Source organism: Mesorhizobium sp. W050 (assembly GCF_054719535.1).
The window spans coordinates 2,926,277-2,952,675 of sequence record NZ_JBTTIH010000001.1 but is presented as its reverse complement, the minus strand read 5'-3'; the positions used below and the strand labels follow the sequence as shown (position 1 = coordinate 2,952,675).

Below are 26,399 nucleotides of genomic sequence, written 5' to 3'. Positions count from 1 at the left end.
CGTAGTTTTGGTGGGGAGGCGGTTTTAGCAGGAAAGGGCGGGGAAGCCCGAACGGGTCCGCTATTTGTAGGACAATTTGAGCGGCTTGTCGCCATGCCAGGGCGCTGGATCGGCAATGCCTCGCTGCTTTGCAGTGAAGACCGGCTGGCCGGCGGCTTGCAATAAAACCGTCATTGCCGGCCTATATCAAGTCGGCTCAGGGTTTCATGTCAGCCGGCAAGCGGAGCAGTGGAAATGAATGAGCTAAAGCAGAATTCTGCGGCCAGGGATTGGCTGGAAGCCGAACTCGCCGACACGCTCGACGAGGACTATGAGCTGGAAATCTCGGAGCCGGCGCTGTCGTTGGAGATCGCCAAGATCTACAAGAACGCGCATCCGCCGTCGATCGATCGCATGCAGTATTTCCGCGACCTGATCGGCTTGCAGTCGGAACTGATCAAGCTGCAGTCCTGGGTTGCCTACCACAAGAAGAAGCTAGTGGTGGTTTTCGAGGGCCGTGATTCCGCCGGCAAGGGCGGCGTCATCAAGCGCATCACCCAGCGCCTCAACCCGCGCATCTGCCGCGTCGTGGCGCTGCCGGCGCCGACCGAGCGCGAAAAGTCACAATGGTATTTCCAGCGCTACGTGCCGCATCTGCCGGCCGGCGGCGAGATCGTGCTGTTCGACCGCTCCTGGTACAACCGCTCCGGCGTCGAGCGGGTGATGGGCTTTGCCGAACCCGATCAGGTCGAAGAGTTCTTCCGCGACGTGCCGGAGTTCGAGCGCATGCTGGTCCGCTCCGGCGTCACGCTGGTCAAATACTGGTTCTCGATCACCGACGAGGAACAGCAGACGCGCTTCATGATGCGCATCCACGATCCGATGAAGCAGTGGAAGCTGTCGCCGATGGACCTGCAGTCGCGCGTGCGCTGGGAGCAGTACACCAAGGCCAAGGAAGAGACGTTTGCCCGCACCAACATCCCAGAGGCACCGTGGTACATCGTCGAAGGCAACGACAAGAAGCGGGCGCGGCTGAACTGCATCGACCATCTCCTCAAACAGCTGCCCTATGAGGACGTGCCGCACGAAGAAATCACGCTGCCCGAGCGGGTGTTCAACCCGGAGTACGAGCGCCAGGTCCTGCCGCGCGAGCTTTACGTGCCGGAGAAGTATTGAGCACTTTTCCTTCTCCCCGTTTCACGGGGAGAAGGTGCCCGAAGGGCGGATGAGGGGCAGCGCCGGCATCGGCGAATTCACAGTCGTCGGACGTTGCTAACCTCCAAAAGCAGCGCTGCCCCTCATTGCCTGCCGGGCATTTCTCCCCGTAGAACGGGGAGAAAGAAGCCTGCGCCTATCACTTCGCCACTACACCCGCTTGATCGTCACATGCGTGGCGAGCGCTGTCGCCACCTGCTCGGTGCACTGGTAACCCAGCTTCAGCATATCCAGCCCGGCAAACAGGCTCTCGCCCCTCCCGAGCAACACCGGCGACACCGCCAGATGCAACTCGTCGATGAGCTTCTCTTGCAGATATTGCCGGATGGTGGAAACGCCGCCGCCGACGCGGACATCCTTGCCGCCGGCCGCGGCCTTTGCTTGTTCGAGCGCGGCGTGGATGCCGCCGGCAACGAAGTGGAAAACGGTGCCGCCTTCCATCACAATGGGGTCGCGCTTGTAGTGGGTCAGCACGAAGGTCGGCACGTGATAGGGCGGGTTGTCGCCCCACCAGCCTTTCCAGCTCTCGTCTGGCCATTCGCCGCGGATTGGGCCGAACATGTTGCGGCCGAGGATCCAGGCCCCGACATTGTCGAAGCTGCGGACAGTGAACCGGTCGTCCACATCGGTGGTGCCGCCATCCTTGCCGACCATCTCATGGAAGGTGCGGGTGCCGGTCATCCATTTGTGCAGATATTCGCCACCAACGCCGAGCGGATTTTGCAGGTCCTGGTCAGGACCGGCGCCGAAACCGTCGAGCGACAAGGTGAAGGCATTGACGCGAAGTTTGGACATGGAGACTCCCTTTCGGTGACCAGTTGTGATTTGCAATCAGTATTCAAACTGATTGCATTTTGAAACTAGTATTTTTAGAGGCAAGCCGATCTGTGGAATGCGCAGGGACCTCAAGCCGCCACGCGCTTCGGCATCACCGCAAACGGGCTGAGCCCAAGCCAGATCTGCATCTTGCCGGCGACGTCGAGATCGCCGGTCAGGCTGATCTTGTCGCGTTCCTTGTGAACTGTCGTCAGCCCCATCCAGATCGAGGTCATGGTGCACAGATCGGTCGAGACGTAGAGATCGACGTCGAAGCCCGGATCGTACCAGCAAAGATCGACCTCGCCCTGCTTTTCGACGATCAGCCACCACGATCGTTTTGACGCCGGCAGGTCATGGTACAGGAATTGTATCACAGTGCGCCCGTCCGGCAGCGGACTGGGGTTCAGATTGCGCCGCATGTCCCACATCAGCAGCGACGGATCGAGGTTTTTGAGCGACAGCCTGGCCTCGACCCATTTCTGGCCCCAAAACCCCATCGCCTCGACAACCGGGCGCAAATCCCGGCCCGCCTCGGTCAGCCGGTATTCGAACACGCCCTTCTCGGTCGCGATCTCGGTCCGCTCGACGATGCCTCCCGCTTCGAGATCCCTAAGCCGTTGCGACAGAAGGGTTGGCGACATTTTCGGCACGCCGCGGCGCAAATCGTTGAAGCGGGTCGATCCCGCCACCAGTTCGCGCAGCAGCACCATGGTCCAGCGTGTGCAGAGCAGCTCGGCGGCCATGGAGAGCGGGCAGAATTGCTTGTAACCGGCTTGTGTCATGTGGTGAGCTCCAAAAGATGTTGCCGGACCTTATTCAGAAAACCTGAGTTCAGCCAGTACAGAAGCTGTACTGGCACCCCCGGTACAGTTCTGTGACTGGAGCGGTCCGGCGCCGCCATGCGAGGCAGCGGTCACGTCACCGGGCAGTCCGGTGCCGATCCATGAGGAGTTGGACAATGACCGCTTACGTGATCGCAGACATCAAGGTGAAGGACGACAAATGGGTGCCGGCCTATGCCGCTTCGGTGCATGACCTCGTCCACAAGCATGGCGGCAAGTATCTCGCCCGCAGCGGCAATGTGAAGACGCTGGAGGGCAAGCCGCTCGACACCAGCCTGATCGCCATCATGGCGTTTCCGTCGGCAAAGGCAGCCGAAGCCTTCACCAACGATCCGCAATACGCTCCGTTTGTGGCGGAGCGCCGGAAGGGCAGCGACAGCCGCTTCCAACTGATCGACGATACCGATCTCGCTGGAACGATCCCTTATTTGCCGAAGGCGTGAGGAAAAGCCGGAACCCGGTGTATCAGGGTTCCGGCTAACCCTTCAGCATTTGCGCCACTTCGGGCGCGAAGCAGGTGGACGGGTACTCTCACGCGATTTAGTCTTGAACTCGAAAGTCGGTAAACTGAGCAGGCGCGCACGTGACCATTATTTCACTCATTGCAAAACTGTTTGCCAACCGGAACCGCCCGCAGAATAGGCCAGCTCAAGTCCCAGAGCGGGTTTTCCGCAAAGAGGCGAAATTCAAGAAACATGGAAAATTCTTCCAGATCGGACCGACATATCGCGGCGGGTCCCATTGTCTTCAGCTGGAAAACGCCCAAGCTTTGGTGCCGCCACCCCGCATACTGCTCGGGCCGACGGAGTTTGGGGGATACGGCTTTCCTGAGTACCCGGAGACGCCCAGGCTACGGCCTTAAGCGACAGCCTATTGCAGGCCACCAAAAGACTTAGAAGATTTTCATTGTTACTGGCTTGTATCCGAGCGCCTGAAGGAAGTTCTGCAGTCAGTCGACCCCGATGGGGTCGTGTTTAACGACTGCGACGTATTCTATTTGAGCGGAAAGCCGATCGAACCAAAGCACTACCTTTGCGACATCGTTCGCAAGATTGATGCCGTTGATCTCGAATCGTCGAAGTTTAGGCTTTTGATCGGCGAGAATGGAGGCGTCCACTACGACCGCGCCGGAGGCGCGTGCTTCTATTTCAAGGAGGAGATTGTTGGCGATGCGCATATCTTCAAACAGAAGAACATGGGCATCGTCATTTGCACCGCCAAATTGAGAGAAGCCTGTGTCGAAGCAGGCATCAAGAAGCCCGACTTGTTCCAAGACATGTCGGTTTGCGGGCGTGGTCGGCTGGACTTCGAAACAAGAAATGTCAAAGAGAGTTATGTGCTGGAGTGAATTTATCCCTTCAGCATTTGCGCCACTTCCGGCGCGAAGTAAGTCAGGATGCCGTCGCAGCCGGCGCGCTTGAAGGCGAGCAGGCTCTCCAGCATTGCCTTTTCGCCGTCGATCCAGCCATTGGCGGCCGCCGCCTTGATCATCGAATATTCGCCTGACACCTGGTAGGCGAAGGTCGGCATCTGGAACTCGTCCTTCAGCCGGCGGATGATGTCGAGATAGGGCAGGCCGGGCTTGACCATCAGCATGTCGGCGCCCTCGGCGATATCCTGCTCGGCCTCGCGCACCGCTTCGTCGGAATTGGCGTGGTCGAGATAGTAGGTCTTCTTGTCGCCCTTGAGCAGGCCGGCGGTGCCGACCGCCTCGCGGTAGGGGCCGTAGAAGGCGGAGGCGAATTTCGTCGCATAGGACATGATCGCCACATCCTGAAAACCATTGGCGTCGAGTGCGTCGCGGATGGCGCCGATGCGGCCGTCCATCATGTCGGACGGCGCGATGATGTCGGCGCCGGCCGCTGCCTGGATGACGGCCGCGGCGGTCACCTGTTCCACTGTCTCGTCATTGACGATGATGCCGTCGCGCAAGATGCCGTCATGGCCGTGCGAGGTGAACGGGTCGAGCGCCGCATCGGTGATGATGCCGATCTCCGGCACCGCGTCCTTGATGGCGCGGGTGGCGCGGTTGATGATGTTTTCCGGGTCGAGGATGTGCGATCCCGTCTGGTCGCGCAGGCTGAGTTCAACATTGGGGAAGGTGGCGATCGCCGGAATGCCGAGCTTAGCGGCCCGCTCGGCCTCCTTGACGGCGAGGTCCAGCGACAGGCGGAAGACGCCGGGCATGGCGGCGATCGGCTCGCGCGTGTTCTTGCCGTCGATCACGAAGATCGGCCAGATCAGATCGTCCACGGTAAGCCGGTTTTCCTGCACCAGGCGGCGCGACCAGTCGGCCTTGCGCATGCGCCGCAAGCGGCGGCTGCCGGTGATCTCGTCGACGCTGCGCGCACCGGCGGGCTTTGCCGGTGCGAATTTGTTGCTCGTCGCGGGGGTGAATTTGTTCATCGCAAAAACTCCGGGTCGAGGCGGCTTTTACCACGAGGCCTTGCCTCTGACCAATGCGACACGATTGTGCCAGTCGATAACGCGCTGCTTACGGCTTCGGCGGCCACGCCAGCTCGGGGCCGGTTTTGAAGAACGACACATTGTTGGTGAAGATGCTCTCCGGGGCGAGCCGGATCAGGCGCCCGTCCGGATGGTCGATGTCGGCCACATTGTCGATGAACCAGCGGTTCCAGGTCGCCTCCGGGCCGAGATATTTGTGCAGCAGCCGTTTGAAGCGGTTCGGCGCCATCGCTTCGATGGTGGCGACGCCGCGCAGGCCGAGATGCAGCAGGATGCCGGCCTCATTGTCGAAATGGACGATCTCCACGGCGCAGCGGGTCACGTTCGAGGTGTTTGACAGCACTTGCCCCGGTCGAGCCGAGCAGCCAGATCGCAGCGTCCTCCCAGATGAACCACATCGGCGCGTTGCGCGGCGCGCCGTCAGGCGTCACGGTCGCCAGATTGGCCATCAGCGGGCGGCTGAGAACATCATCCGGGTCGAACTTTTTCGGCATCTCCCAGCCATGGCTCGGCGCTGCGGTTTCAAGCGTCATGCGTTTGTCCCTGCATCAGAAGAAAGGCTGTTTTGCCCGGCAATTTTGCGCGCATTTCTGTCGGGGGCAAAGCACGGTCGCGTTCCCTTGCGAAAATCCAAACCGCGCCCGCCGGTTGACGCACCCATGCGCCACCTTTAGCACTTCAGTCCCGCAGGCGCGGGGAGGGATTCTCTGACGATGGTTTTTGGCGGCGGCGACGAGATCCGCTTCGAACGGTTGGGCAAGGCGGGCGTCGTCACGCTGACGCGGCCGCAGGCGCTCAATGCGCTGACACATCGCATGATCAAGGCGCTGGACAAGGCGCTCGACGCTTTTGAGCGCGATACCGGCGTCGATGTCGTCATCGTCAAGGCCGAGGGCAGGGCGTTTTGCGCCGGCGGCGACATCATGCACGTCTACGAGGCCCGCGCCGGAAAGCCGCCGGTCGAGTTCTTCGCCGACGAATACCGGCTCAACGCCCGCATCAACAGTTACAAAAAGCCCTATGTCGCGCTGATCGACGGGATCGTTATGGGCGGCGGCGTCGGCATCTCTTTCCACGGTTCGCAGCGTGTGCTGACCGAGAACGCCCAGTTCGCCATGCCCGAAGTCGGCATCGGTTTCTTCCCCGATGTCGGCGGCAGCCATCTTCTGCCCGACCTTGGCGGCAGCTTCGGCATGTATCTGGCGCTGACCGGCAACCGCATTCGCTATGGCGATGCGCTGTGGTCTGGCCTGGCCACCCACACCATCAAGGCCGCCGACCAGGCTGCCTTTCTCGATCGGCTCTGCGCCAATGGCGATCCGGAATCGGTGCTGCGCGGCTTTTTCGTGCCGGCCAGGCGGGAGACCGGCCAGCCGGTGCTGGAAGCCATTGCCCGGCATTTTTCCCAACCCTCGCTCGCCGAAATCCTCGAGAGCCTGGAGCGGGCGGCAGGCGCCGACGAGTTTGCCGCCAAGACGCTGGCCACCATCCGCACCCGCTCGCCGACCAGCCTCAATGTCGCGTGGCGCCAGATCAGCGCCGGGCTGACGCTGTCGATGGAAGCCTGCATGAAGATGGAGTTCCGCATCCTCAACCGCATGCTGGCCGGGCACGACTTCTATGAAGGCATCCGCGCCGTCCTCGTCGACAAGGGTTCGACGCCGCAGTGGCGGCCGGCAAGCCTGGCCGAGGTCGACGCTGCTTCGGTGGACGCCTATTTCGCGCCGCTCGAACGGGAGCTCGAACTGTGAGCGAGGTCACGTCGCGGCGCATCGTGCTGCAGCCCTCGGGTGTCGAGATCATCTTCGCCTGGTTCCAGCGCGTCATAGCGGGCTATTGCCTGCTGTTCGGCATCCTGTACTGGATCCGGCTGATCGGCTTTTATCCCGGCCCGCTGTGGCGCTTCGACCTGATGCCGGTGCACTGGCAGGTCGTGGCGGTGATGCTGGCCGTGTTCTTCCCCTTCGCCGCCGCCGGCCTCTGGATGCTGGCGTCGTGGGGCCCGGTGATCTGGTTCATCTGCGCGGTGACCGAGACCATCATGTATGCCGGCTTCCCCGATCTGTACGGCCACCGGCCGCTGATCGTCTTCTCGCATGCCGCGGTGGCGCTGCTCTACATCGCCTTCCGCGCCGTTATCTGGATGCGCAAGCGCCCCGCGCGCGCCTGAAACGCCGCCCCGCAGCCATTGGGTAAATCTTTAGGTTAATTATCCTTGCTCGGGTGACCGTTCGTTAAGCGTCTTGCGAAACCTATTACCGGTAAGCTCTTGTTAGCCCTAGCGTTTAAGTCGAATTTTATGAGTATTCGATAGTGTCGCAATCAAGGTGAAAAACAAAAAATCACCAGGGCGACAAACGAGAGGCAAAGACAATGATCAATTCGCGTCCGGCGGCGAAGACCGCCAACGTATCCGACGATCGCCGCGAGGCTATCCGTTCGCTTTACATGGAATCGCTGCAGCTGGTGGAGCGTCTGCATCGCCGTCTGCTTGACGTGATCAAGGACGAGTTCGACCGCAACGGCCGTTCCGACATCAATGCCATCCAGGCGCTGCTTCTGTTCAATATCGGCAATTCCGAACTGACCGCCGGCGAGCTGCGCTCGCGTGGCTACTATCTCGGCTCGAACGTCTCCTACAATCTGAAGAAGCTGGTCGATCTCGGCTTCATCAACCACCAGCGCTCGCGCATCGACCGCCGTTCGGTCCGCGTTTCGCTGACGCCGAAGGGCAATGAAGTGGCGGAAGTCGTCGCCGGTCTCTATGAGCGCCATGTCGGCTCGATCGAACAGGTCGGCGGCATCAACAGCGAAGAGTTCAAGCAGATGAACCGCGCGCTGCAGCGCCTCGACCGCTTCTGGAACGACACGATTGCCTACAGGATGTAATCAGCGGGCCATTGAATAGCAGCTGCGCCGGAAGAAGCGCGGCCGGAGGCAAGTCTCAGCCAACAGGCCGGTGCCGAAAAGCACCGGCCTTTTCTTTTTCGAGCCGCCTGCGCTTCCAATTCGGCGCAAAGCCACGTTGCCGCCATATTCGCGGTGGAAGCGAGGGGTGTGGGTATGCGGCGGCGAAAGCTGTTCGCGCGCCTGTAAGGTCGCATCGCCGTCCGCTTTTGACGGCCAGGTGACGCAGGTCATGGTTGGCTAATTGTTAACAGTGCCAACTTTAAAGTGCGGGCGATATCGCCCAACATCGAGCACGTAGCCGAACGCTGCAACAGCCAAACGCTACAAGCCAAACACGACAAGAATGTCTGGAACGTCCATGAGAACCAGCCGCCGCTTTTTCCTTTCTGGAGCCTCCGCGCTCGCCGTCGCCATGGTTGCCAATGCCGCCAGCGCGCAGGATGTCATCGACGATATCCTGAAATCTTCGGCCCGCGGCAATTGGGACGACCAGTTCGACGCCCGCGCCTCGGAAGGCGGCAAGGTCGCCTCGACGCTGCCGATCTTCAGCCTGCAGACGGTCGCCTTCACCGAACAGGCGGTGGCGCAGTATCAGAACATCGTCGCCCAGGGCGGCTGGGGCGAGGTGCCGGCGACCAAGAAGCTGCAGCTTGGCGTCGACGATCCGGACGTGGTGCCGCTGCGCAAGCGGCTGATGATTTCGGGCGACCTGGCGCAGAGCGCCGGCATTTCGACGTCGTTCGATTCCTACGTCGACGCCGCGGTCAAGCGCTTCCAGGCGCGCCATGGCCTGCCGGCCGACGGCGCCATGGGCAAATACACTTATGCGGCGATGAACGTTTCGGCGCAGATCCGCCTCGGTCAGCTGCAGACCAACCTGGAGCGCCTGCGCGAAAAGGCCGGCACGCTGGGCAGCCGTTATGTGCTGGTCGATATCCCGGCGGCACAGATCGAGGCGGTCGAGAACGATCGCGTCGTGCTGCGCCACACCGCAATCGTCGGCAAGATCGACCGCCAGACCCCGGTGGTCAATTCCAAGATCAACGAGATCATCGTCAATCCTTACTGGAACGCGCCGGTCTCGATCGTGCGCAAGGACATCATTCCGCTGATGCGGAAGAACCCCGACTATCTCAAGGACAGCCACATCCGGCTGTTTGCGCCTGATGGCAGCGAAGTCGATCCGATGACTGTCGACTGGTCGACGGATGATGCCGCAAAATACCGCTTCCGCCAGGATCCGGGTTCCGGCAACGCCATGGCCTCGGTGAAGATCAACTTCCCCAGCCCCGACGGCGTCTACATGCACGATACGCCGCAGCAAAGCCTGTTCGGCAAGATGATGCGCTTCGATTCCTCGGGCTGCGTGCGTGTCCAGAACGTGCGCGACCTCGTCACATGGGTCCTGCGCGACACACCCGGCTGGGACCGCCAGCATTTCGAGGCGACCATCAAGACCGGCGAGAACACGCCGGTGCAGGTCGTCAACCCGGTTCCGGTCCACTTCCTCTATGTGTCGGCCTGGTCGACGGGTCCGGGCGTCGTGCAGTTCCGCGACGACGTCTACGCGCTCGATGGCGCCAGCGAACTGCAGATCACCTCTTCGCTCTAAGCGGCTGATCTCCTTCAGGAAAGGCCACCGCAAGGTGGCCTTTTCCGTTCGACATCCCAACAGAAGAAGACTGGTGGCCGCCAGCCATGCAGGCCATGAACACTGCCGGACGTTGCGCCGCAGGCCCATCTGGACGGACTAACGGCAATTGCGCATGGTCCTCAAAACAGCCGGAATCGCGCCATGCAGGTCGCAATCTTCATCCTCGCCGTGCTGGTCTTCGTCGCTCTTTCCGGCGCACTGGTGCGGTTGGTTCGGGTGCCGCTGCCGGTGCTGCAGATTGCCATCGGCGCCGCGCTCGCCTGGCCGGTGAAAGGCATCCATGTCGAGATCGACCCCGAACTCTTCCTGCTGGTGTTCATCCCGCCGCTTTTGTTCGGCGATGCCTATGGAGCGCCCAAACGCGAGCTGATCGCGCTGCGCGGACCGATCCTCGATCTGGCCATCGGGCTGGTCTTCTTTACCATTGTCGGCTTCGGTTATGCCTTGCACTGGTTGGTGCCGAGCATCCCGCTGGTCGTCGCCTTCGCGCTCGCTGCCGTGCTGTCCCCGACCGACGCCGTGGCGGTGTCCTCGATCGTCGACAGAAGCCTGGTGCCGGCGCGGCTGATGCATATTCTGGAAGGCGAGGCGCTGCTCAACGACGCCTCGGGCCTGGTCATGTTCCGCTTCGCCGTCGCCGCCGCCGTGACCGGCAGCTTTTCCTTCGCCGATGCATCGCTGAGCTTCTTTTATGCCGTCGCCATCGGCATCCTGGCCGGCATCGCCGCGTTGTTCATCGCCGCCAGGCTCCTGCAGCTTCTGAATCGCATCGGCGGCGTTCCGGCCGAGGCGCAGGTTCTGGTCATGGTCCTGCTGCCCTTCATTGCCTATCTCGTCGCCGAACATCTGCATGCCTCAGGCATTCTGGCGGCGGTCACCGCCGGGCTTTTGACCGGCGGCTCCGGCGTCTTCCGCTTCCTCGGCGTCTCGGCGCGCATGCAGACGATCTCGCTGTGGACAACCTTGTCCTTCGTCTACAATGGCGCGCTGTTCATCGTGCTCGGCATGCAGCTTCCCGAAATCATTCGCCGCGTGCCGCCCGAACTGACTGGCCATTACCCGATCATCCAGCCGGTCGCGACGGTGATTGCGCTGACGCTGTGCCTGATCGCGCTGCGCTTCCTCTGGATCTGGGTCGGCGACATCGCGGCAGGCCTCAAGGCAAAATGGGGAAAGCGCAAGGCCGAGCCGTTCGGGATGCGTGTGCGGCTTGCCGGCTCGGTGGCGGGCGTGCGCGGCGCGATCACGCTGGCCGGCATCCTGTCGCTCCCGCTCGCCATGCCGGACGGCTCGCCTTTTCCCGCGCGCGACCTGGTGATCTTCCTCGCCGCCGGCGTCATCATCTGTTCGCTCGCCATCGCCAGCGTGGCGCTGCCGAAGATAGCGCGCGGGCTGGTCGAGCCGGGCGAGGATGGCAGCGCCATCGAGGAGCGTCTCGCCCGCATCGGCGCCGCCAAGGCGGCCATCGCCCGCGTCGAAAGCATGGCGGGCGCCAGCGACGACGACCAGGGCGAGGTGCCCGGCGCCAGGCTTGCCGCCGCCGAAAACATCGTCGCCGGCTACCGGCGCCGGATCGCCACTTCGGACGAGGCCGACGACGCCCGGGCAGAGGCCCGCGAAGCCGGGCGGCTGGAGCTCGAAATGCGGCTTGCCGGCATCGAGGCCGAGCGCATCGCCGTGCGCGACATGTTAAGCAGCGGCGCGATCAACGACCATACGGCGCGGGCGCTGTTTACCGAGATCACGCTCACCGAAGCCTTGCTGCAGGGGCGGCAGGAGCGAAAATAGCGGTTCAGGGCCGCTCTGGCGCAATCCGGCCAGCAAATTTCGCGCTGCAAACGTGGCGAGGCGAAAACAACTGTGTTAATGGCGCGGCAATGCATGTCGCCCGGAACCGTGCAGCGGTTTCGGGGCAGCGATATGCATAGATAGATGCCCCGAACCGAAGGATTTCAGGCCATGGCAACTGCAGCGGCAGCGTCGAACAAGTTCGAATCCTTCTTCGAAACCACGCTGGAAGATGCCGATCCGGAGATCTTCGGCTCGATCCGCAACGAGCTTGGCCGCCAGCGTCACGAGATCGAGCTGATCGCCTCGGAAAACATCGTTTCGCGCGCCGTGCTCGAGGCGCAGGGCTCGATCATGACCAACAAATACGCCGAGGGTTATCCGGGCAAGCGCTATTATGGCGGCTGCCAGTTCGTCGACGTCGCCGAGGAACTCGCTATCGAGCGCGCCAAAAAGCTGTTCGGCTGCAACTTCGCCAATGTCCAGCCGAATTCCGGCAGCCAGATGAACCAGGCGGTCTTCCTGGCGCTGCTGCAGCCCGGCGACACCTTCATGGGCCTCGACCTGAATTCCGGCGGCCACCTGACGCACGGTTCGCCCGTCAATATGAGCGGCAAATGGTTCAAAGTCGTTTCCTACGGCGTGCGCAAGGACGACCATCTGCTCGACATGGACGCGATCGAAAAGACCGCACATGAGACCAAGCCAAAGCTGATCCTGGCCGGCGGCACCGCCTATTCGCGCATCTGGGACTGGAAGCGCTTTCGCGAGATCGCCGATGCGGTCGGCGCCTATCTGATGGTCGACATGGCCCATATCGCCGGCCTGGTTGCCGGCGGCGTGCATCCGTCACCGCTGCCGCACGCCCATGTCGTGACCACGACCACGCACAAATCGCTGCGCGGCCCGCGCGGCGGCATGATCCTGTGCAATGACGAGGACATCGCCAAGAAGATGAACTCGGCGGTTTTCCCCGGCCTGCAGGGCGGCCCGCTGATGCATGTCATCGCCGCCAAGGCGGTCGCCTTCGGCGAGGCGCTGAAGCCGAGCTTCAAGCTCTATGCCGAGAGTGTCGCCGCCAACGCGAAGGCGCTGGCGTCGAGCCTCAAGGAAACCGGCCTCGACATCGTCTCCGGCGGCACCGACAACCATCTGATGCTGGTCGATCTCAGGCCCAAGAACGCCACCGGCAAGCGCGCCGAGGCAGCGCTCGGCCGCGCCAACATCACCTGCAACAAGAACGGCATCCCGTTCGATCCGGAAAAGCCTTTCGTCACCTCTGGCGTGCGTCTGGGCACGCCGGCCGGCACCACGCGCGGCTTCGGCCAGGCCGAGTTCCGCGAGATCGGCAAGCTGATCGCCGAGGTGCTGGACGGGCTGAAGGTCGCCAATTCCGACGAAGGCAATGCGGCGGTCGAGGCGGCGGTGAAGGCAAAGGTCGTGGCGCTGACCGATCGTTTCCCGCTCTATCCCTATCTCGGTTGACCACCAGCGGCGCTTCGTCTTTTATCCCGCGCTCTGCGCCGGTTGCTGTCCGGGCGGCGCGGCCTGTTGGAGATCTGACGATGCGCATGTTCCGTCCTGCCGTTCTGGCCTTCATCGGCTCGCTTGCCGCTTTCACCGCGTCAGGCGCGATAGCCCAGGAGCAGACGCAGCCGGGCACGGATATCCCGGCCACCAACACCTTTGGCAGGTGGACCACCATCATCGATGCGCTCGACACCGGCCAGGATTCGCACAAGACCTGTGCGGCCTCGACAGCCTTTGTCGACGGCAACGGCAATGCCGGCACGCTGACGCTTTCGATCTCGACTGGCGACGCCCTGCCGCCCGATGCCTATCCGGCGATCATGTTCACCATCGCCAACAAGGAGCTGCCGACCGGCAAGAAGATCGCCGCGACCTTTGGCGACCCCGGCGTCAAGGTTTCCGCGACCGTCTATTCCAATGATGCCGGCCGCCCGAGCTGGACCGTCGACAACCAGGCTAAGACCAGTCTCGCTTTGTTGCGGGCCATGCGCCAGGTCATCTCGCTCGATGTGACGTTCGGCAAGCAGGCTGTCGCCAGCATCCCGATGGATGGCTTCACCAAGGCCTACCGCAACCTCGGAACGTCCTGCGGCTTCCCGACCAAGGACGTCGCCCCCTGACATATCTGGCGCGGCTGGCAATTTTCCTCCCGCCTCGCTATCTCTGAGGGCGCGAGCGGCCGTTGCCGAACCTTTGCCGTCCCGGCAAAAACCTCTAAGCCTATCGTTCCGCCAGAATCGCCAACCCGAAGGCTCTCCATGCGCTGTCCCTATTGCCAGTCCGAAGATACGCAGGTGAAGGATTCGCGCCCTGCCGAGGATGGCGCCGCGATCCGCCGGCGGCGCGTTTGCCCCGATTGCGGTGGCCGTTTCACCACCTTCGAGCGCGTCCAGTTGCGCGACCTCGTGGTGGTCAAGAAGTCCGGCAGAAAGGTGCCGTTCGACCGCGACAAGCTCTTGCGTTCGGTGGAGATCGCGGTGCGCAAGCGCAATGTCGATCCCGAGCGCATCGACCGCGCCGTCACCGGCATCGTGCGCCAGCTCGAAAGCTCCGGCGAGACTGAAATCGCCTCGGGCGAGGTCGGCCGGCTCGTCATGGAAGCGCTGAAGTCGCTCGACGACGTCGCCTATGTCCGCTTCGCCTCTGTCTATCGCAATTTCCGTGAGGCCAAGGATTTCCACGATGTGCTGGGTGAGCTCAAAGGCGACGAGCTCAAGGGCGACGAGCTGAAGAGCGAAGAGGACGCCGGCTGAGCATGGCAACCCAAACGTCAGGGAAGGCCGATCAGCAGGCTCTCGATCGCGGTTTCATGGCGGCAGCGCTGAGACTCTCGCGCCGAAATGCCGGCCGCACCTCGACCAACCCTTCGGTCGGCACCATCATCGTTCGCGACGATGGCGCCGGGCCGATGATCGTCGGCACCGGCGTCACCGCTGTTGGCGGCCGGCCGCATGCCGAGACCGAGGCGCTGGCTGAAGCCGGCGAGTTGGCCCGCGGTGCCACCGCCTATGTCACGCTGGAGCCCTGCGCCCACCATGGCCGCACCCCGCCTTGCGCCAACGCGCTGGTCAATGCCGGAGTGGCGCGGGTCGTCGGCGCCGCCAGCGATCCCGATCCGCGCGTCTCCGGCAAAGGCTATGCCATCCTGCGCGCCGCCGGCATCGAAGTGGTCGAAAAGGTGCTGGCCGAGGAAGCCGCCGAGCAGATGGCCGGCTATTTGATTCGGTCCCTGAAAAAGCGCCCGGAAGTGATTCTGAAGCTTGCGCTTTCCAGCGACGGCAAGATCGGCAGGCACGGCGCCGGCCAGGTCGCGATCACCGGCGATATCGCCCGCCGCGAAGTCTATCTGATGCGCGCCGAAGCCGATGGCATACTGGTCGGCATCGGCACGGCGCTGGAGGATGATCCGGCGCTCACCGTGCGGCTGCCGGGGCTGGAGAACCGCTCGCCGGCGCGCATCGTGCTCGACCGCCAGATCAGGCTGCCGGAAGCCTCGAAGCTGGTCTCCGGCACCGACCGAGTGCCGCTCTATGTCGCCGCGAGCCTGGGGGCCGATCCGCTACGGCGGTCGGTGCTGGAGCGTGCCGGTGTGCGCTTCATCGGCACCGAAACCCATGAAGGCGGCGTGGCCTTGCCGGAACTGCTCGAGGATCTCGGCGCGCTCGGCATGGCCAGCGTTCTGGTCGAAGGCGGCGCCAAGGTGGCCAGCGCCTTCCTCGCCGAAGGACTGATCGACCGCATCGTGCTGTTCCAGGGACCGGAAGCGATCGGCGAGGGCGGCATTGTATCGCCCGTCGACGCCAACCATATCCCGGCAGGCTTCCGCAAATTGCGCGAGATGCGCTTCGGGGAAGATGTCTATGCGGAATGGATAAGGGACCTCTAGGGATCAGCATCGATGTTTACCGGAATTGTCACGGATATCGGCACCGTCGCGGCCGTCAAGCCGCTGAGCGAAGGTGTCGGCCTGCGCATCGACACTGCCTATGATCCCGCGACCATCGCCATTGGCGCCTCGATCTCTTGCGGCGGCGTCTGCCTGACGGTCACGGCTTTGCCCGACGATGGCTCGAACGCCCGCTGGTTCGAGGTCGAAGCCTGGGAAGAGGCACTGAGGTTGACCGCGGCGTCGGGCTGGAAATCAGGCACCAGGGTCAATCTGGAGCGGGCGCTGAAGATCGGCGACGAGCTCGGCGGCCACATCGTCTCCGGCCATGTCGATGGCATGGCCGAAATCGTCGAACGCAAGGACGAGGGCGATGCGGTGCGCTTTACGCTGGAGGCGCCGCGCGAACTGGCGAGATTCATCGCGCCAAAAGGCTCGGTCGCACTTGATGGCACCTCGCTTACCGTCAACAAGGTCGAGGGCACCCGTTTCGACGTGCTTTTGATCCATCATTCGCTGACCGTGACCACTTGGGGCGAGCGCAAGGTCGGCGACAAGGTCAACCTCGAGATCGACACCATGGCCCGCTACGCCGCGCGCCTAGTCGAGGCGGCGAAAGAGGGGCTTTGATGGCCGCAAGACTCACACGAACAGAAAAAGCGGCTTACGCGCGAAGCAATGGCCGATGTAGACGGGGGTCGTGTAGTGGATCACGAAGCTGTTCTCGTCTGGGCTGAAAGCCTCTGCAGCGAGTGCCCGCTGCCGACGCCCAGCCCAAAGACGCGCTAGGCCAGGCTTCGCCTCCAGCAATCTTCCGCTTGCGATCAAACCGGCTTCGGCCTAAGTCACCGGCTACCCCCGGAGACATTTATGGCTGGCACATCCCAACACGGCAAAGCGTTCATTCGCCCGAAGAAGAAGGCCCACCTTCTGATCATCGAGGCGCGCTTTCATGACGATCTTGCCGACGCGCTGCTCGACGGCGCGACGAGCGCGCTCGACGAAGCTAGCGCGACCTATGACGTCGTCACCGTTCCCGGTTCGCTGGAAATTCCAGCCGTGATCACTTTTGCGCTCGACGGCATGGGCGAGGGCGGCAAGGACTATGATGGTTTTGTCGCGCTCGGCACCATCATCCGCGGCGACACTTATCATTTCGACATCGTCGCCAATGAATCGAGTCGCGCGCTGATGGATCTCTCGGTCCAGGAAGCGATTGCGATCGGCAACGGCATCCTGACCACCGAGAACGACGCGCAGGCCTGGACGCGCGCCAAGCGCTCGGAGGGTGACAAGGGCGGCTTTGCCGCGCGCGCGGCGCTGACCATGATCGCGCTCAAAGAGAAGCTGGGAGCGCAATCGTGAGCGAACCCGCTTCGCCCGGCCAGCCCGCGATACGCCACGCCAACAAGCGTGGCGCCGCCCGTCTGGCCGCCGTGCAGGCGCTTTACCAGATGGACGTGGCCGGCAGCGGCGTCTTCGAGATCACCGCCGAATACGAGGCGTTCCGGCTCGGCAAGGAAGTCGACGGCGCGCTTTATCGCGAGGCCGACGCGCAGTGGTTCCGCGCCATCCTGGCCGGCGTCGTCGAGAACCAGACGACCATCGATCCGATCATACGCCAGGCGCTGACGGAAGACTGGCCGCTGTCCAGACTCGATTCGACGTTGCGCGCCATCCTGCGCGCTGGCGTCTACGAACTGATGAAGCGCGACGACGTGCCGGTGGCCGTCATCGTTTCGGAATATGTCGACATCGCCAAGGCCTTCTACGAGGAAGACGAGCCGAAGCTGACCAACGCCGTGCTCGACCGTGTGTCGCGCCGGGTGCGGGGCGAGGGGCGCGGCAAGGACGCATTGTGACCGGCACCGTCGCCGGCGCAGCACGGGACGCGCGCCGCACGGCGATCATCCTGGCGACGTCGCAGGCGATTATCGGTTCGGCCGCGCCGATTGCCATTTCCATGGGCGGGCTGGCCGGGCAATATCTGCTTGGCCCCGATAAGTCGCTGGCAACGGCGCCAATCACCGGCTTCAACATCGGCGTGGCGCTCGGCGCGTTGCCGGCCGCGGCCATCATCCGTTGGCTCGGCCAGCGCGGCGGTTTCATGACCGGCACCATCGTCACCGCGCTTGGCGGCGTCATCTCCACGTTGGCTCTGTTCCACGCCAGCTTCTGGCTGTTCGCTTTCGCGCTGCTGGTGATCGGCGTCGGCGGCGCCTTCGTCCAGCAGTTCCGCTTCGCCGCCGCCGATAATGCTCCGCCCGAATTCAAGGCGCGCGCCATTTCCTTCGTGCTGGCCGGCGGCGTCATCACCGCGATTCTCGGGCCGCAGATCGTCATCTTCACCCGCGAATTGCTGGCGCCGGTGATGTTTGCCGGCTCGTTCGTGGCCATTCCGGTTCTGGCGGCGGCCGGCGCCATCATCCTGTCATTCCTGCGCATCCCGGCCAAGGCTCCCGGCCACGCGCAAGTCGCGTCAAGCGACGCCCGGCCGCTGTCCGAGATCGTCACCCGGCCGCGTTTCGTCGCGGCACTGTTTTGCGCCGTCGGCAGCTATGCGCTGATGAGTTTCGTCATGACCGGCGCGCCGCTGGCCATGGTCGGCTGCGGCCTGTCGACGGACGACGCCACGCTCGGCATTTCCTGGCATGTGATGGCGATGTTTGCGCCGAGCTTCTTCACCGGATCGCTGATCCATCGCTTCAGCGCCGAACGCATCGTCGCAACCGGCCTGGTCCTGCTCGTCGGCTGCGCCGCGGTGGCATTGTCCGGCCTGCATTTGTGGCAGTTCTGGACGGCGCTGATCCTGCTTGGCCTCGGCTGGAATTTTGCCTTTATCGGCGCCACCTCCATGGTCGCCGACAGCTACCATCCGTCCGAAAAGAGCAAGGTGCAGGGCTTCCACGACTTCGTCCTGTTCGGCTCCGTCGCCTTCGCCTCGCTAATGTCGGGCGCCATCTACAATGCGTGGGGCTGGGAGATGCTGAACTGGCTGGTTTTCCCGGTCGTCGCCCTCTGCTTCGTCGCCCTTGGCGCGCTCAAACTGACCGGATCACGCAAAGCCCGCGCCTGATCCGGTTCTATCTTTGGCTTGGCACGACCTGTCAGCATGGCGTCGGCCGAAATCGCGGCGACCGCACAAAATTATTGCGTCTGTACCCATTGTTATGAAACCGTGTGCCCCGACGGGGCGTTGGAGCCATGCTCATATGCGGCCACCGCATTTCGGTCCAAAGCAAGGGGTTTTCACAATGTTTTCAGTCAAGATTCTGGCCGGGGCGGCGTTGGCGCTCGGCATCACGGCCGCCTCCGCCAATGCCCAGGTGGTCGTCTCCTCGAAGATCGACACCGAGGGCGGCGTGCTCGGCAACATCATCCAGCTTGTGCTCAACGCCAACAACATCAAGACCACCGACCGCATCCAGCTCGGCGGCACGCCGGTCGTACGCAAGGCGATCACTGCCGGCGAGATCGACATCTATCCCGAGTACACCGGCAATGCCGCTTTCTTCTTCGAGAAGGCCGACGATCCGGTCTGGAAGGATGCCGCCAAGGCCTATGAGACCGCCAAGAAGCTCGACTATGATGCCAACAAGATCGTCTGGCTGTCGCCGTCACCGGCCAACAACACCTGGGCGATCGCGCTGCGCAAGGAGGTTGCCGAGACCAACAAGCTGGCGACCCTGACCGACTTCGGCAAATACGTCGCCGGCGGCGGCACGGTGGTTTTGGCGGCGTCGGCTGAGTTCGTCAATTCGGCGGCAGCCCTGCCGGCGTTCCAGACCACTTACGGCTTCACGCTGAAGCCGGAGCAGTTGATCACGCTTTCGGGCGGCGACACCGCCGCGACAATCGGTGCTGCCGCCAACCAGACCAACGGCGCCAACGCCGCCATGGTCTACGGCACCGACGGCGGCATCGCGCCGTCCGGCCTGGTCGTGCTCGCCGACGACAAGGGCGTGCAGCCGGTCTACCAGCCGGCGCCGATCATCCGCGAAGCGGTGCTGAAAGAGCATCCGGAGATCGAGACGCTGTTGAAGCCGGTGTTCGCCAAGCTCGACCTCGTCACGCTGCAGGAACTCAACGGCCGCGTCCAGGTCGGCGGCGAGCCGGTCAAGGGTGTCGCCGAGGACTTTTTGAAGAAGAACGGGTTTTTGAAGTAGTCAGCGCATAGCTGATCGTGACGCTGGTGCGAGACACCCCTCTCTGGAAGCTGCTGATCTCCTCCCTTGCGGGGGAGATGTCCGGCAGGATAGAGGGGGGTGCTGTCCCGCCGACCTCACAACCGGTAGCAGGTGCGTGCCTCGACAGGGTTGCTTCCGAACAGGCCGACGCTCGAAAGCTGACGATCCTTCACACCCCCCTCTGGCCTGCCGGCCATCTCCCCCGCAAGGGGGGAGATCGGATTTCGCCGATCACCAGCGTAGTCTGCGCAACGTGGAAAATCGCTCCTCATGAGGGGCATCCATGACCCTGCGTTTCGACAAGCTCGGCGTGGTTATCGCGGCGATCGTTGCCTATGCGGCGTTTCTGGCCCCGTTCGCCACCTTCCGCGCCAATCGTATCGTTCCCGGTCAGGCGCGCTCGACCCTGGACGCGCTGCCGGCCACAGTCGGGCCGCTGCTGCTGGCGATCATCGTCGTGGCCGCAATTGTTGCCTTGCTGAAGACCCCGCTTGTCCTGCGCCTGGCCGCAAGCGTCGTGGCGCTCGCCGCCCTTGCCATCCTGATCGGTGTCGCCGGCACCTTCCTGACGCCGGCCGGCAACACCTTCGCCCGCATCTCGCCGGCTTCCGGGTTCTGGCTGTTGATCTTTGCCTTCACATTGTTGCTCGCCGACGTGCTGACCAGGCTCAACCTGTCGCCACCTGCCCGCATCGGCGTGCTCGTCCTCGCGGCGCTGGCCATCGGCTTGTTGCTGATATCGGGGCAGTGGGACAGCCTGTCGATCCTCAAGGAATATGCAAACCGCGCCGATAGTTTCTGGGCCGAAGGCTCCAAGCACATCACACTGGCGCTGGGGTCGCTGGCGGCGGCGGTGATCGTCGGCCTGCCGCTCGGCATCCTGTGCCACCGCGTCGAACGGTTGCGGGCCGGCGTGCTCAATGTGCTCAACATCGTCCAGACCATACCCTCGATCGCGCTGTTCGGCCTGCTGATCGCGCCGCTGGGCTGGGTCGCCGCGCATGTTCCGGGTGCCGCAGCGCTCGGTATCAGAGGCATCGGCACCGCGCCCGCCTTCGTGGCTTTGTTCCTCTATTCGCTGCTGCCGGTGGTGGCCAACACCGTGGTCGGGCTTGCCGGCGTACCCCGCGCGGCCAATGATGCAGCGCGCGGCATGGGCATGACCGATGGCCAGCGCCTGTTCGGCGTCGAGTTTCCGTTGGCCTTTCCGGTGATCCTCACCGGCATCCGCATCGTGCTGGTGCAGAACATCGGCCTGGCCACCATCGCCGCACTCATCGGCGGCGGCGGCTTCGGTGTGTTTGTGTTTCAGGGCGTTGGCCAGACGGCGATGGACCTGGTGCTGCTGGGCGCCGTGCCGACGGTGGCGCTGGCTTTTGCCGCGGCCATCATCCTCGACGCAGTAATCGAAATGACCGCCACCAGGCGCAGGGTTGAAACGGCATGATCGAGATCGAAGGCATTACCAAGCGCTATGACGCGACGACCGTGGTCAACGACGTGTCCATGGTCGTCGAGCCGCGCACGGTTTGCGTCATTGTCGGTACCTCCGGTTCCGGCAAGACGACGCTGCTGCGAATGATCAACCGGCTGGTCGAGCCGACCGCCGGCGTCATCAAGCTCGACGGCAACGACAACCGCACGCTGCCCGGCTACGAGCTGCGCCGCAGCATCGGCTACGCTATCCAGGGCCACGGCCTGTTCCCGCACCACACCGTTGCGCAGAACATCGCCACCGTGCCGGTCCTGCTGGGCTGGGACAAGGACCGCATCAAGGCCCGCGTCGATGAGTTGATGACACTCTACCAGCTCGACCCCGAGGCCTATGGCCCGCGCTACCCGCACGAACTGTCCGGCGGGCAACAGCAGCGTGTCGGCGTCGCCCGCGCGCTCGCCGCCGAGCCCAATGTGCTTCTGATGGACGAACCGTTCGGCGCACTCGACCCGATCATCCGCACCAAGGCGCAGGAGGACCTGCTGGCAATCCAGAAGCGCTTCGGCACCACCATCATCCTCGTTACCCACGACATGGAGGAGGCGGTCCACATGGGCGACAAGATCGCCGTCATGGATGCCGGAAAGCTGGTGCAATACGCCAAGCCGGAAGAGATCCTGGCGCGGCCCGCGAACGCCTTCGTCGAAACCCTGGTCGGCGCCAGCGAAAAGCCGTTCCGGCTCTTGTCGCTCGGCCGCGTGCGCGACGCCGTGGAAAAGGGGACTGCCGAAGGCGAGGCGATCCCAGGCGACGCCAGCCAGCGCGACGCGCTGGCCGAGCTTCTGTGGTCGGGCCGGCCGGCGCTGCCGGTCAAGGGCGAAGACGGCAAGCTGCTCGGCCGCGTCACCGTCGACGGGCTGGTGAAGCGCGCGGCGAGGCCGGCATGAAAGGGGCCGGTCTAAAAGCCTGGCTGCCTTCGCTGCTCAGGCTTGCCCTGGTGGTGCTTCTCATAGCCTTCGTCACCAATCCCGGCTGGTTCGAGCCGCTGTTGAAGCCGCTGACCGAAAACAATGCGCCGGCGATCTACAATCAGGGCAGCCTGCTGACGCTCACGCTGCTGCATCTCAGGACCGTGCTGATCGCCACCGTCGCCGCCACCATCGTTGCGGTCGCACTCGCCACCCTGGTCACCAGGCCGGCGGGCGCCGAGTTCCTGCCGCTGTCGCGCAGCCTGGTCAATATCGGCCAGACCTTTCCGCCGGTGGCGGTGCTGGCGCTGGCGGTACCCGCCGTCGGTTTCGGCGAGAAGCCGACGCTAATTGCGCTGTTCCTCTACGGCCTGCTGCCGATCTTCGAGAACGCGCTGACCGGCCTCACAACGCTGCCGGGCAACATCATGGAGGCCGCGCGCGGCGCCGGCATGACGGGCTGGCAAAGACTGGTCAAGGTCGAATTGCCGCTGAGCGCGCCAATCATTCTGGGCGGAATAAGGCTGTCGGTGGTGATCAGCCTGGCCACGGCGACGATCGGCTCGACGGTTGCCGCCAAGACGCTGGGCGAGGTGATCATCGCCGGCCTGCTGTCCAACAATCTCGCCTTCGTCCTGCAAGGCGGCCTGATCGTCGCTGCCCTTGCGGTGCTGATCTATGACGGCCTGTCGGCGATCGAACGCTACACGGCGCGCAAGATGGGGCAGGAGACTGGCGACTGACCTTCGCTGGACTGCGGGCAAAGCATTGACTGACGCAGCGTCATTCAACCGATCTAATAGCAAGGCATCGGCCACGGGAATGTTCTGGCCTAAACCTTTTGGCTGAAAGCAGGGTAAAAACCGAACAATATCTTGACGTTCCGAGCCCTGTTTCGCATACACCGCTGCGAAGGACGGATTCCGCCTAGGCTTATCCGCTCCCCGCACCAACGGCCCAGGGAGGGGTTCTTTTGGGCCATCAATCGAGGAAAATTCGGCAATGACCATCATTTCTGCCGTCATCGCCTGCGGCTTGCTTTCAATCCTTTACGCCATCTGGGCGACACGATCGGTTCTTGCAGCCGATCAGGGCAACGCACGCATGCAGGAAATCTCCGCCGCCATCCGCGAAGGCGCGCAAGCCTATCTGGCGCGCCAGTACACCACCATCGCCATCGTCGGCGTGGTCGTGCTCGTGCTCGCCTGGTGGCTGCTCTCGATCACCGCCGCAGTCGGCTTCCTGATCGGCGCCGTGCTCTCGGGCGCCGCCGGTTTCATCGGCATGCACGTCTCGGTGCGCGCCAATGTGCGCACCGCGCAGGCGGCGTCCAACAGCCTCGCCGCCGGTCTCGACATCGCCTTCAAGTCGGGCGCCATCACCGGTATGCTGGTGGCTGGCCTGGCGCTGCTCGGCGTGTCGATTTACTACTATATTCTGACCGGCCCGATGGGCCTGCAGCCCAACGACCGCATCGTCATCGATGCGCTGGTTTCGCTCGGCTTCGGCGCATCGCTGATCTCGATCTTCGCCCGTCTGGGCGGCGGCATCTTCACCAAGGGCGCCGACGTCGGCGGCGATCTCGTGGGCAAGGTCGAAGCCGGTATTCCCGAAGACGATCCGCGCAACCCGGCCACCATCGCCGACAATGTCGGCGATAATGTCGGTGATTGCGCCGGCATGGCCGCCGACCTCTTCGAGACCTATGCGGTGACCGTCGTCGCCACCATGGTGCTGGCTGCCATCTTCTTCGGCGGAACCGCCGCTCTGGGTGCGGCGATGCTCTATCCGCTCGCCATCTGCGGCGCCTGTATCCTGACCTCGATCGTCGGCACCTTCTTCGTCAAGCTCGGTTCCAACGGCTCGATCATGGGCGCCCTCTACAAAGGCCTGATCGTCACCGGCCTGCTGTCGATCGTCGGTCTCGGTGTCGCTACCTCGGCAACCGTCGGCTGGGGCGAGGTCGGCACCGTCGCCGGCATGACCATCATCGGCAAGAACCTGTTCATCTGCGGCCTGATCGGTCTCGTTGTGACCGGTCTTATCGTGGTGATCACCGAATACTATACCGGCACCAACAAGCGCCCGGTGAACTCCATCGCCCAGGCCTCGGTGACCGGTCACGGCACCAACGTCATCCAGGGACTTGCGGTGTCGCTCGAATCGACCGCACTGCCGGCAATCGTCATCGTCGGCGGCATCATCTCGACCTACCAGCTCGCCGGCCTGTTCGGCACGGCGATCGCGGTCACCACCATGCTCGGCCTTGCCGGCATGATCGTCGCCCTCGACGCCTTCGGCCCGGTCACCGACAATGCCGGCGGCATTGCCGAAATGGCCGGCCTGCCCAAGGAAGTGCGCCACTCCACCGACGCGCTCGACGCGGTCGGCAACACCACCAAGGCGGTGACCAAGGGCTATGCCATCGGTTCGGCCGGTCTTGGCGCGCTGGTGCTGTTTGCGGCCTATTCGAACGATTTGAAGTTCTTTGCCGCCAATGGCGACAAATATCCATACTTCCAGGGCATGGGCGATGTCTCCTTCGACCTCTCCAATCCCTATGTTGTCGCCGGCCTGATCTTTGGCGGCCTGATCCCGTACCTGTTCGGCGGCATCGCCATGACGGCGGTCGGCCGCGCGGCGGGCGCCATCGTCGAGGAGGTGCGCAAGCAGTTCCGCGAGGACCCGGGCATCATGGCCGGCACCTCCAAGCCGAACTATGCCCGCGCCGTCGACCTTCTGACCAAGGCGGCGATCCGCGAAATGATCATCCCCTCGCTGCTGCCGGTGCTGGCGCCGCTCGTCGTCTATTTCGGCGTGCAGCTGATCTCGGGCTCCAAGGCGTCCGCCTTTGCGGCACTCGGCGCCTCGTTGCTCGGCGTCATCGTCAACGGCCTGTTCGTCGCCATCTCGATGACTTCGGGCGGCGGCGCCTGGGACAATGCCAAGAAGTCGTTCGAGGACGGTTTTGTCGACAAGGACGGCGTCAAGCACCTCAAGGGCTCCGAAGCGCACAAGGCTTCGGTCACCGGCGACACGGTTGGCGATCCCTACAAGGACACCGCCGGCCCGGCGGTCAACCCGGCAATCAAGATCACCAACATCGTGGCGCTTCTGCTGCTGGCCGTGCTCGCGCACGGCTAAGGCAACGCCACTGCTTCAGGAACAAACCCGCGGGAGCGATCCCGCGGGTTTTTGTTTGAGATTTACGCTGGTGGCAGTCAACCCTCATCCGGCTCGGTGCCGGCATCGCCGCGCTTGCTGTAGCGATCGAGCAATTCGCTCACGCCAGGTTCGCGCTCAGGCATCGGCGCCAGGCCACGCAGGCGCCGCAGCTTGGCAAGGAAGGCGCCTCGCTTATACTTGCGGCGGAAGGCGCGGGCGCGGGGATGGATGCCAAGAGCCGCCATCAGCCTGCGCCTGAGATAACTCGATGCCGCCAGGCGAATGGGTTCGCCCGCGCAGCCAAGGATTTTCACGCGCAAGGCGTCCGGCGTCTGCATGGCGTCCAGAAGATCCTTCTGTTCCTGCGCATTGTCGCCGAGATAGGAACCCTTGCGTATGCCGGAATGCAGCTTGATCACCGTGAGGTGCGGCATCGTCGCGATCACCGCGCCCTTTCGCCATGCCCGAAACAGCCAGTCCTGCGAGCTTTCGCAAAAGCACTGGCTGGCGGGTCGCCAAGGTCCGAGCAGGCTGAACGAAGCGCGGCGAAACATGTGTGCTGAGCCAAATCCTTCCGTCGTGACGGGGTCGTAAAAACCATCCTTGCCGATCCCGAAGATCGAATTCACAGGATTGCCGGCCGCCGACGGCGGCTGGATGACGGCACCGCGCGCCAGCACCACGTCGGCGCCCGAGGCGTCGATCCAGCCGGTCATCGCCGCCAAATGGTCGGGAAACCACAGATCGTCGTGGTTGAGCAAGGCGACGAAGCGGCCACGCGCCCTGGCAAAGCCGATATTGTTGGGACCGGACTGTTCGCCGAAATTGACAGGAAGATCGATGTAGACGATGCGGGCATCGTCAAATTCAGCGACAACGGCCGCCGTATCCGGCCTGCAATCGTCGCCGATGACCAAGGCTTCCCAGCCTTGCAACGTCTGGCGCATGACGCTGGTCAATGCCTGCCGCAGTGCTGCCGGCCGGTTGTGCGTCGCGATCACGATCGAGACCAGCGGTTCGCCGCCGGCCTGATTGCGCTGCGCCGATGCTTCCAC

General features: G+C 63.5%; 27 protein-coding genes and 1 pseudogene. 21 read left to right on the top strand and 7 right to left on the bottom strand.

All coding sequences use genetic code 11. The features are described from left to right. The first annotated feature begins 234 nt into the window (after window positions 1-234). Window positions 235-1,155, top strand: coding sequence for a polyphosphate kinase 2 (gene ppk2 / locus ACYG9Y_RS14340; protein ID WP_023739307.1), 921 nt, complete (start codon window positions 235-237; stop codon window positions 1,153-1,155). Window positions 1,156-1,344: 189 nt separating this feature from the next. Here ppk2 and ACYG9Y_RS14335 read toward each other — a convergent pair whose 3' ends face one another. Continuing rightward, window positions 1,345-1,989 carry a dihydrofolate reductase family protein gene (locus ACYG9Y_RS14335; RefSeq protein WP_023697456.1) on the bottom strand — a complete coding sequence of 215 codons (645 nt, stop codon included), beginning with the start codon at window positions 1,987-1,989 and terminating at the stop codon, window positions 1,345-1,347. Window positions 1,990-2,099: 110 nt separating this feature from the next. Continuing rightward, the gene (locus ACYG9Y_RS14330) at window positions 2,100-2,795 is read right to left on the bottom strand and encodes a winged helix-turn-helix transcriptional regulator (RefSeq protein ID WP_023697455.1); all 696 of its coding nucleotides are present in this window, start codon (window positions 2,793-2,795) and stop codon (window positions 2,100-2,102) included. Window positions 2,796-2,971: 176 nt separating this feature from the next. Here ACYG9Y_RS14330 and ACYG9Y_RS14325 point away from each other — a divergent pair, with 176 nt between their 5' ends. Both ACYG9Y_RS14325 and ACYG9Y_RS14320 read left to right on the top strand, forming a co-directional pair. Continuing rightward, on the top strand, window positions 2,972-3,298 hold the full coding sequence (locus ACYG9Y_RS14325; RefSeq protein WP_023673003.1) for a DUF1330 domain-containing protein: 327 nt from the start codon (window positions 2,972-2,974) through the stop codon (window positions 3,296-3,298). A gap of 446 nt (window positions 3,299-3,744) precedes the next feature. Further along, window positions 3,745-4,203: pseudogene (locus tag ACYG9Y_RS14320) on the top strand (imm11 family protein); the annotation flags it as partial. Window positions 4,204-4,205: 2 nt separating this feature from the next. Here ACYG9Y_RS14320 and hemB read toward each other — a convergent pair. The 3 genes from hemB to ACYG9Y_RS14305 all read right to left on the bottom strand — a co-directional run bounded on the left by hemB (window position 4,206) and on the right by ACYG9Y_RS14305 (window position 5,854). Then, window positions 4,206-5,261: a porphobilinogen synthase gene (gene hemB, locus ACYG9Y_RS14315; protein WP_023697453.1), complete on the bottom strand. Its 1,056-nt coding sequence runs from the start codon at window positions 5,259-5,261 to the stop codon at window positions 4,206-4,208. 88 nt (window positions 5,262-5,349) lie between these two features. Further along, a complete protein-coding gene (locus ACYG9Y_RS14310) occupies window positions 5,350-5,643 on the bottom strand; it encodes a hypothetical protein (RefSeq protein ID WP_245260449.1) in 294 nt (97 codons plus the stop codon). After that, window positions 5,603-5,854 carry a pyridoxamine 5'-phosphate oxidase family protein gene (locus tag ACYG9Y_RS14305; protein WP_245260289.1) on the bottom strand — a complete coding sequence of 84 codons (252 nt, stop codon included), beginning with the start codon at window positions 5,852-5,854 and terminating at the stop codon, window positions 5,603-5,605. The genes ACYG9Y_RS14310 and ACYG9Y_RS14305 overlap by 41 nt, the downstream gene beginning before the upstream one ends. A gap of 180 nt (window positions 5,855-6,034) precedes the next feature. Between ACYG9Y_RS14305 and ACYG9Y_RS14300 the strand changes: the two genes are divergently transcribed. The 3 genes from ACYG9Y_RS14300 to ldtR all read left to right on the top strand — a co-directional run bounded on the left by ACYG9Y_RS14300 (window position 6,035) and on the right by ldtR (window position 8,210). Beyond that, a complete protein-coding gene (locus ACYG9Y_RS14300; RefSeq protein WP_023697452.1) occupies window positions 6,035-7,072 on the top strand; it encodes an enoyl-CoA hydratase/isomerase family protein in 1,038 nt (345 codons plus the stop codon). After that, window positions 7,069-7,491, top strand: a complete 423-nt coding sequence (locus ACYG9Y_RS14295; protein WP_023736468.1) for a DUF6163 family protein — start codon at window positions 7,069-7,071, stop codon at window positions 7,489-7,491. The genes ACYG9Y_RS14300 and ACYG9Y_RS14295 overlap by 4 nt, the downstream gene beginning before the upstream one ends. Window positions 7,492-7,694: 203 nt before the next feature. Continuing rightward, window positions 7,695-8,210, top strand: a complete 516-nt coding sequence (gene ldtR / locus ACYG9Y_RS14290) for a transcriptional regulator LdtR (protein ID WP_023672997.1) — start codon at window positions 7,695-7,697, stop codon at window positions 8,208-8,210. Here the strand turns inward: ldtR and ACYG9Y_RS14285 are convergent, their stop codons facing one another. Then, window positions 8,211-8,462: a hypothetical protein gene (locus tag ACYG9Y_RS14285; RefSeq protein ID WP_023711543.1), complete on the bottom strand. Its 252-nt coding sequence runs from the start codon at window positions 8,460-8,462 to the stop codon at window positions 8,211-8,213. Window positions 8,463-8,589: 127 nt separating this feature from the next. Here ACYG9Y_RS14285 and ACYG9Y_RS14280 point away from each other — a divergent pair, with 127 nt between their 5' ends. The 15 genes from ACYG9Y_RS14280 to ACYG9Y_RS14210 all read left to right on the top strand — a co-directional run bounded on the left by ACYG9Y_RS14280 (window position 8,590) and on the right by ACYG9Y_RS14210 (window position 25,323). Further along, a complete protein-coding gene (locus ACYG9Y_RS14280) occupies window positions 8,590-9,843 on the top strand; it encodes a L,D-transpeptidase family protein (protein ID WP_023711542.1) in 1,254 nt (417 codons plus the stop codon). Window positions 9,844-10,026: 183 nt separating this feature from the next. Continuing rightward, window positions 10,027-11,673, top strand: coding sequence for a Na+/H+ antiporter (locus ACYG9Y_RS14275; RefSeq protein WP_023700554.1), 1,647 nt, complete (start codon window positions 10,027-10,029; stop codon window positions 11,671-11,673). Window positions 11,674-11,844: 171 nt separating this feature from the next. Then, entirely contained in the window at window positions 11,845-13,158 is a 1,314-nt protein-coding gene (glyA, locus tag ACYG9Y_RS14270; RefSeq protein ID WP_023669349.1) for a serine hydroxymethyltransferase, read from the top strand. Between the two features lie 80 nt (window positions 13,159-13,238). Next, the gene (locus ACYG9Y_RS14265) at window positions 13,239-13,823 is read left to right on the top strand and encodes an invasion associated locus B family protein (RefSeq protein WP_023689508.1); all 585 of its coding nucleotides are present in this window, start codon (window positions 13,239-13,241) and stop codon (window positions 13,821-13,823) included. A 138-nt stretch (window positions 13,824-13,961) separates the two neighbouring features. After that, complete coding sequence (gene nrdR, locus ACYG9Y_RS14260) at window positions 13,962-14,456, top strand: transcriptional regulator NrdR (protein WP_023669351.1); 495 nt, start codon at window positions 13,962-13,964, stop codon at window positions 14,454-14,456. Window positions 14,457-14,458: 2 nt separating this feature from the next. Then, entirely contained in the window at window positions 14,459-15,589 is a 1,131-nt protein-coding gene (ribD, locus tag ACYG9Y_RS14255) for a bifunctional diaminohydroxyphosphoribosylaminopyrimidine deaminase/5-amino-6-(5-phosphoribosylamino)uracil reductase RibD (RefSeq protein ID WP_023711541.1), read from the top strand. Window positions 15,590-15,601: 12 nt separating this feature from the next. Continuing rightward, window positions 15,602-16,219, top strand: coding sequence for a riboflavin synthase (locus ACYG9Y_RS14250; RefSeq protein WP_023739308.1), 618 nt, complete (start codon window positions 15,602-15,604; stop codon window positions 16,217-16,219). A 240-nt stretch (window positions 16,220-16,459) separates the two neighbouring features. After that, window positions 16,460-16,954, top strand: coding sequence for a 6,7-dimethyl-8-ribityllumazine synthase (gene ribH, locus ACYG9Y_RS14245; RefSeq protein WP_023682391.1), 495 nt, complete (start codon window positions 16,460-16,462; stop codon window positions 16,952-16,954). Next, window positions 16,951-17,451, top strand: coding sequence for a transcription antitermination factor NusB (nusB, locus tag ACYG9Y_RS14240; protein ID WP_023682390.1), 501 nt, complete (start codon window positions 16,951-16,953; stop codon window positions 17,449-17,451). Before ribH ends, nusB begins: the two co-directional genes overlap by 4 nt. After that, complete coding sequence (locus ACYG9Y_RS14235) at window positions 17,448-18,665, top strand: MFS transporter (RefSeq protein ID WP_023739310.1); 1,218 nt, start codon at window positions 17,448-17,450, stop codon at window positions 18,663-18,665. Before nusB ends, ACYG9Y_RS14235 begins: the two co-directional genes overlap by 4 nt. 178 nt (window positions 18,666-18,843) lie before the next feature. Further along, on the top strand, window positions 18,844-19,755 hold the full coding sequence (osmF, locus tag ACYG9Y_RS14230; RefSeq protein WP_023689505.1) for a glycine betaine ABC transporter substrate-binding protein OsmF: 912 nt from the start codon (window positions 18,844-18,846) through the stop codon (window positions 19,753-19,755). A 304-nt stretch (window positions 19,756-20,059) separates the two neighbouring features. After that, window positions 20,060-21,223 carry an ABC transporter permease gene (locus ACYG9Y_RS14225; RefSeq protein WP_023739311.1) on the top strand — a complete coding sequence of 388 codons (1,164 nt, stop codon included), beginning with the start codon at window positions 20,060-20,062 and terminating at the stop codon, window positions 21,221-21,223. Continuing rightward, the gene (locus ACYG9Y_RS14220; protein WP_023739312.1) at window positions 21,220-22,158 is read left to right on the top strand and encodes an ABC transporter ATP-binding protein; all 939 of its coding nucleotides are present in this window, start codon (window positions 21,220-21,222) and stop codon (window positions 22,156-22,158) included. Before ACYG9Y_RS14225 ends, ACYG9Y_RS14220 begins: the two co-directional genes overlap by 4 nt. Next, window positions 22,155-22,922 carry an ABC transporter permease gene (locus ACYG9Y_RS14215; RefSeq protein ID WP_023739313.1) on the top strand — a complete coding sequence of 256 codons (768 nt, stop codon included), beginning with the start codon at window positions 22,155-22,157 and terminating at the stop codon, window positions 22,920-22,922. The genes ACYG9Y_RS14220 and ACYG9Y_RS14215 overlap by 4 nt, the downstream gene beginning before the upstream one ends. Window positions 22,923-23,181: 259 nt before the next feature. Next, window positions 23,182-25,323 carry a sodium-translocating pyrophosphatase gene (locus tag ACYG9Y_RS14210; RefSeq protein WP_023689501.1) on the top strand — a complete coding sequence of 714 codons (2,142 nt, stop codon included), beginning with the start codon at window positions 23,182-23,184 and terminating at the stop codon, window positions 25,321-25,323. Between the two features lie 77 nt (window positions 25,324-25,400). On the opposite strand, the gene ACYG9Y_RS14205 is transcribed toward ACYG9Y_RS14210, so the two are convergent. After that, window positions 25,401-26,399, bottom strand: coding sequence for a glycosyltransferase family 2 protein (locus tag ACYG9Y_RS14205; RefSeq protein ID WP_023739314.1), 999 nt, complete (start codon window positions 26,397-26,399; stop codon window positions 25,401-25,403).

What these genes read in the sequence shown, in the direction of transcription:
- ribH (WP_023682391.1), top strand. Translation starts at nt 16,460, where the DNA reads ATGGCTGGCACATCCCAACACGGCAAAGCGTTCATTCGCCCGAAGAAG.
- ACYG9Y_RS14330 (WP_023697455.1), bottom strand. Translation starts at nt 2,795, where the DNA reads ATGACACAAGCCGGTTACAAGCAATTCTGCCCGCTCTCCATGGCCGCC.
- ACYG9Y_RS14250 (WP_023739308.1), top strand. Translation starts at nt 15,602, where the DNA reads ATGTTTACCGGAATTGTCACGGATATCGGCACCGTCGCGGCCGTCAAG.
- ACYG9Y_RS14325 (WP_023673003.1), top strand. Translation starts at nt 2,972, where the DNA reads ATGACCGCTTACGTGATCGCAGACATCAAGGTGAAGGACGACAAATGG.
- ACYG9Y_RS14305 (WP_245260289.1), bottom strand. Translation starts at nt 5,854, where the DNA reads ATGACGCTTGAAACCGCAGCGCCGAGCCATGGCTGGGAGATGCCGAAA.
- hemB (WP_023697453.1), bottom strand. Translation starts at nt 5,261, where the DNA reads ATGAACAAATTCACCCCCGCGACGAGCAACAAATTCGCACCGGCAAAG.
- ribD (WP_023711541.1), top strand. Translation starts at nt 14,459, where the DNA reads ATGGCAACCCAAACGTCAGGGAAGGCCGATCAGCAGGCTCTCGATCGC.
- ACYG9Y_RS14280 (WP_023711542.1), top strand. Translation starts at nt 8,590, where the DNA reads ATGAGAACCAGCCGCCGCTTTTTCCTTTCTGGAGCCTCCGCGCTCGCC.
- ldtR (WP_023672997.1), top strand. Translation starts at nt 7,695, where the DNA reads ATGATCAATTCGCGTCCGGCGGCGAAGACCGCCAACGTATCCGACGAT.
- ACYG9Y_RS14265 (WP_023689508.1), top strand. Translation starts at nt 13,239, where the DNA reads ATGCGCATGTTCCGTCCTGCCGTTCTGGCCTTCATCGGCTCGCTTGCC.
- ACYG9Y_RS14335 (WP_023697456.1), bottom strand. Translation starts at nt 1,989, where the DNA reads ATGTCCAAACTTCGCGTCAATGCCTTCACCTTGTCGCTCGACGGTTTC.
- ACYG9Y_RS14210 (WP_023689501.1), top strand. Translation starts at nt 23,182, where the DNA reads ATGACCATCATTTCTGCCGTCATCGCCTGCGGCTTGCTTTCAATCCTT.
- ACYG9Y_RS14275 (WP_023700554.1), top strand. Translation starts at nt 10,027, where the DNA reads ATGCAGGTCGCAATCTTCATCCTCGCCGTGCTGGTCTTCGTCGCTCTT.
- ACYG9Y_RS14285 (WP_023711543.1), bottom strand. Translation starts at nt 8,462, where the DNA reads ATGACCTGCGTCACCTGGCCGTCAAAAGCGGACGGCGATGCGACCTTA.
- ACYG9Y_RS14300 (WP_023697452.1), top strand. Translation starts at nt 6,035, where the DNA reads ATGGTTTTTGGCGGCGGCGACGAGATCCGCTTCGAACGGTTGGGCAAG.
- nrdR (WP_023669351.1), top strand. Translation starts at nt 13,962, where the DNA reads ATGCGCTGTCCCTATTGCCAGTCCGAAGATACGCAGGTGAAGGATTCG.
- ppk2 (WP_023739307.1), top strand. Translation starts at nt 235, where the DNA reads ATGAATGAGCTAAAGCAGAATTCTGCGGCCAGGGATTGGCTGGAAGCC.
- ACYG9Y_RS14220 (WP_023739312.1), top strand. Translation starts at nt 21,220, where the DNA reads ATGATCGAGATCGAAGGCATTACCAAGCGCTATGACGCGACGACCGTG.
- osmF (WP_023689505.1), top strand. Translation starts at nt 18,844, where the DNA reads ATGTTTTCAGTCAAGATTCTGGCCGGGGCGGCGTTGGCGCTCGGCATC.
- glyA (WP_023669349.1), top strand. Translation starts at nt 11,845, where the DNA reads ATGGCAACTGCAGCGGCAGCGTCGAACAAGTTCGAATCCTTCTTCGAA.
- ACYG9Y_RS14225 (WP_023739311.1), top strand. Translation starts at nt 20,060, where the DNA reads ATGACCCTGCGTTTCGACAAGCTCGGCGTGGTTATCGCGGCGATCGTT.
- ACYG9Y_RS14215 (WP_023739313.1), top strand. Translation starts at nt 22,155, where the DNA reads ATGAAAGGGGCCGGTCTAAAAGCCTGGCTGCCTTCGCTGCTCAGGCTT.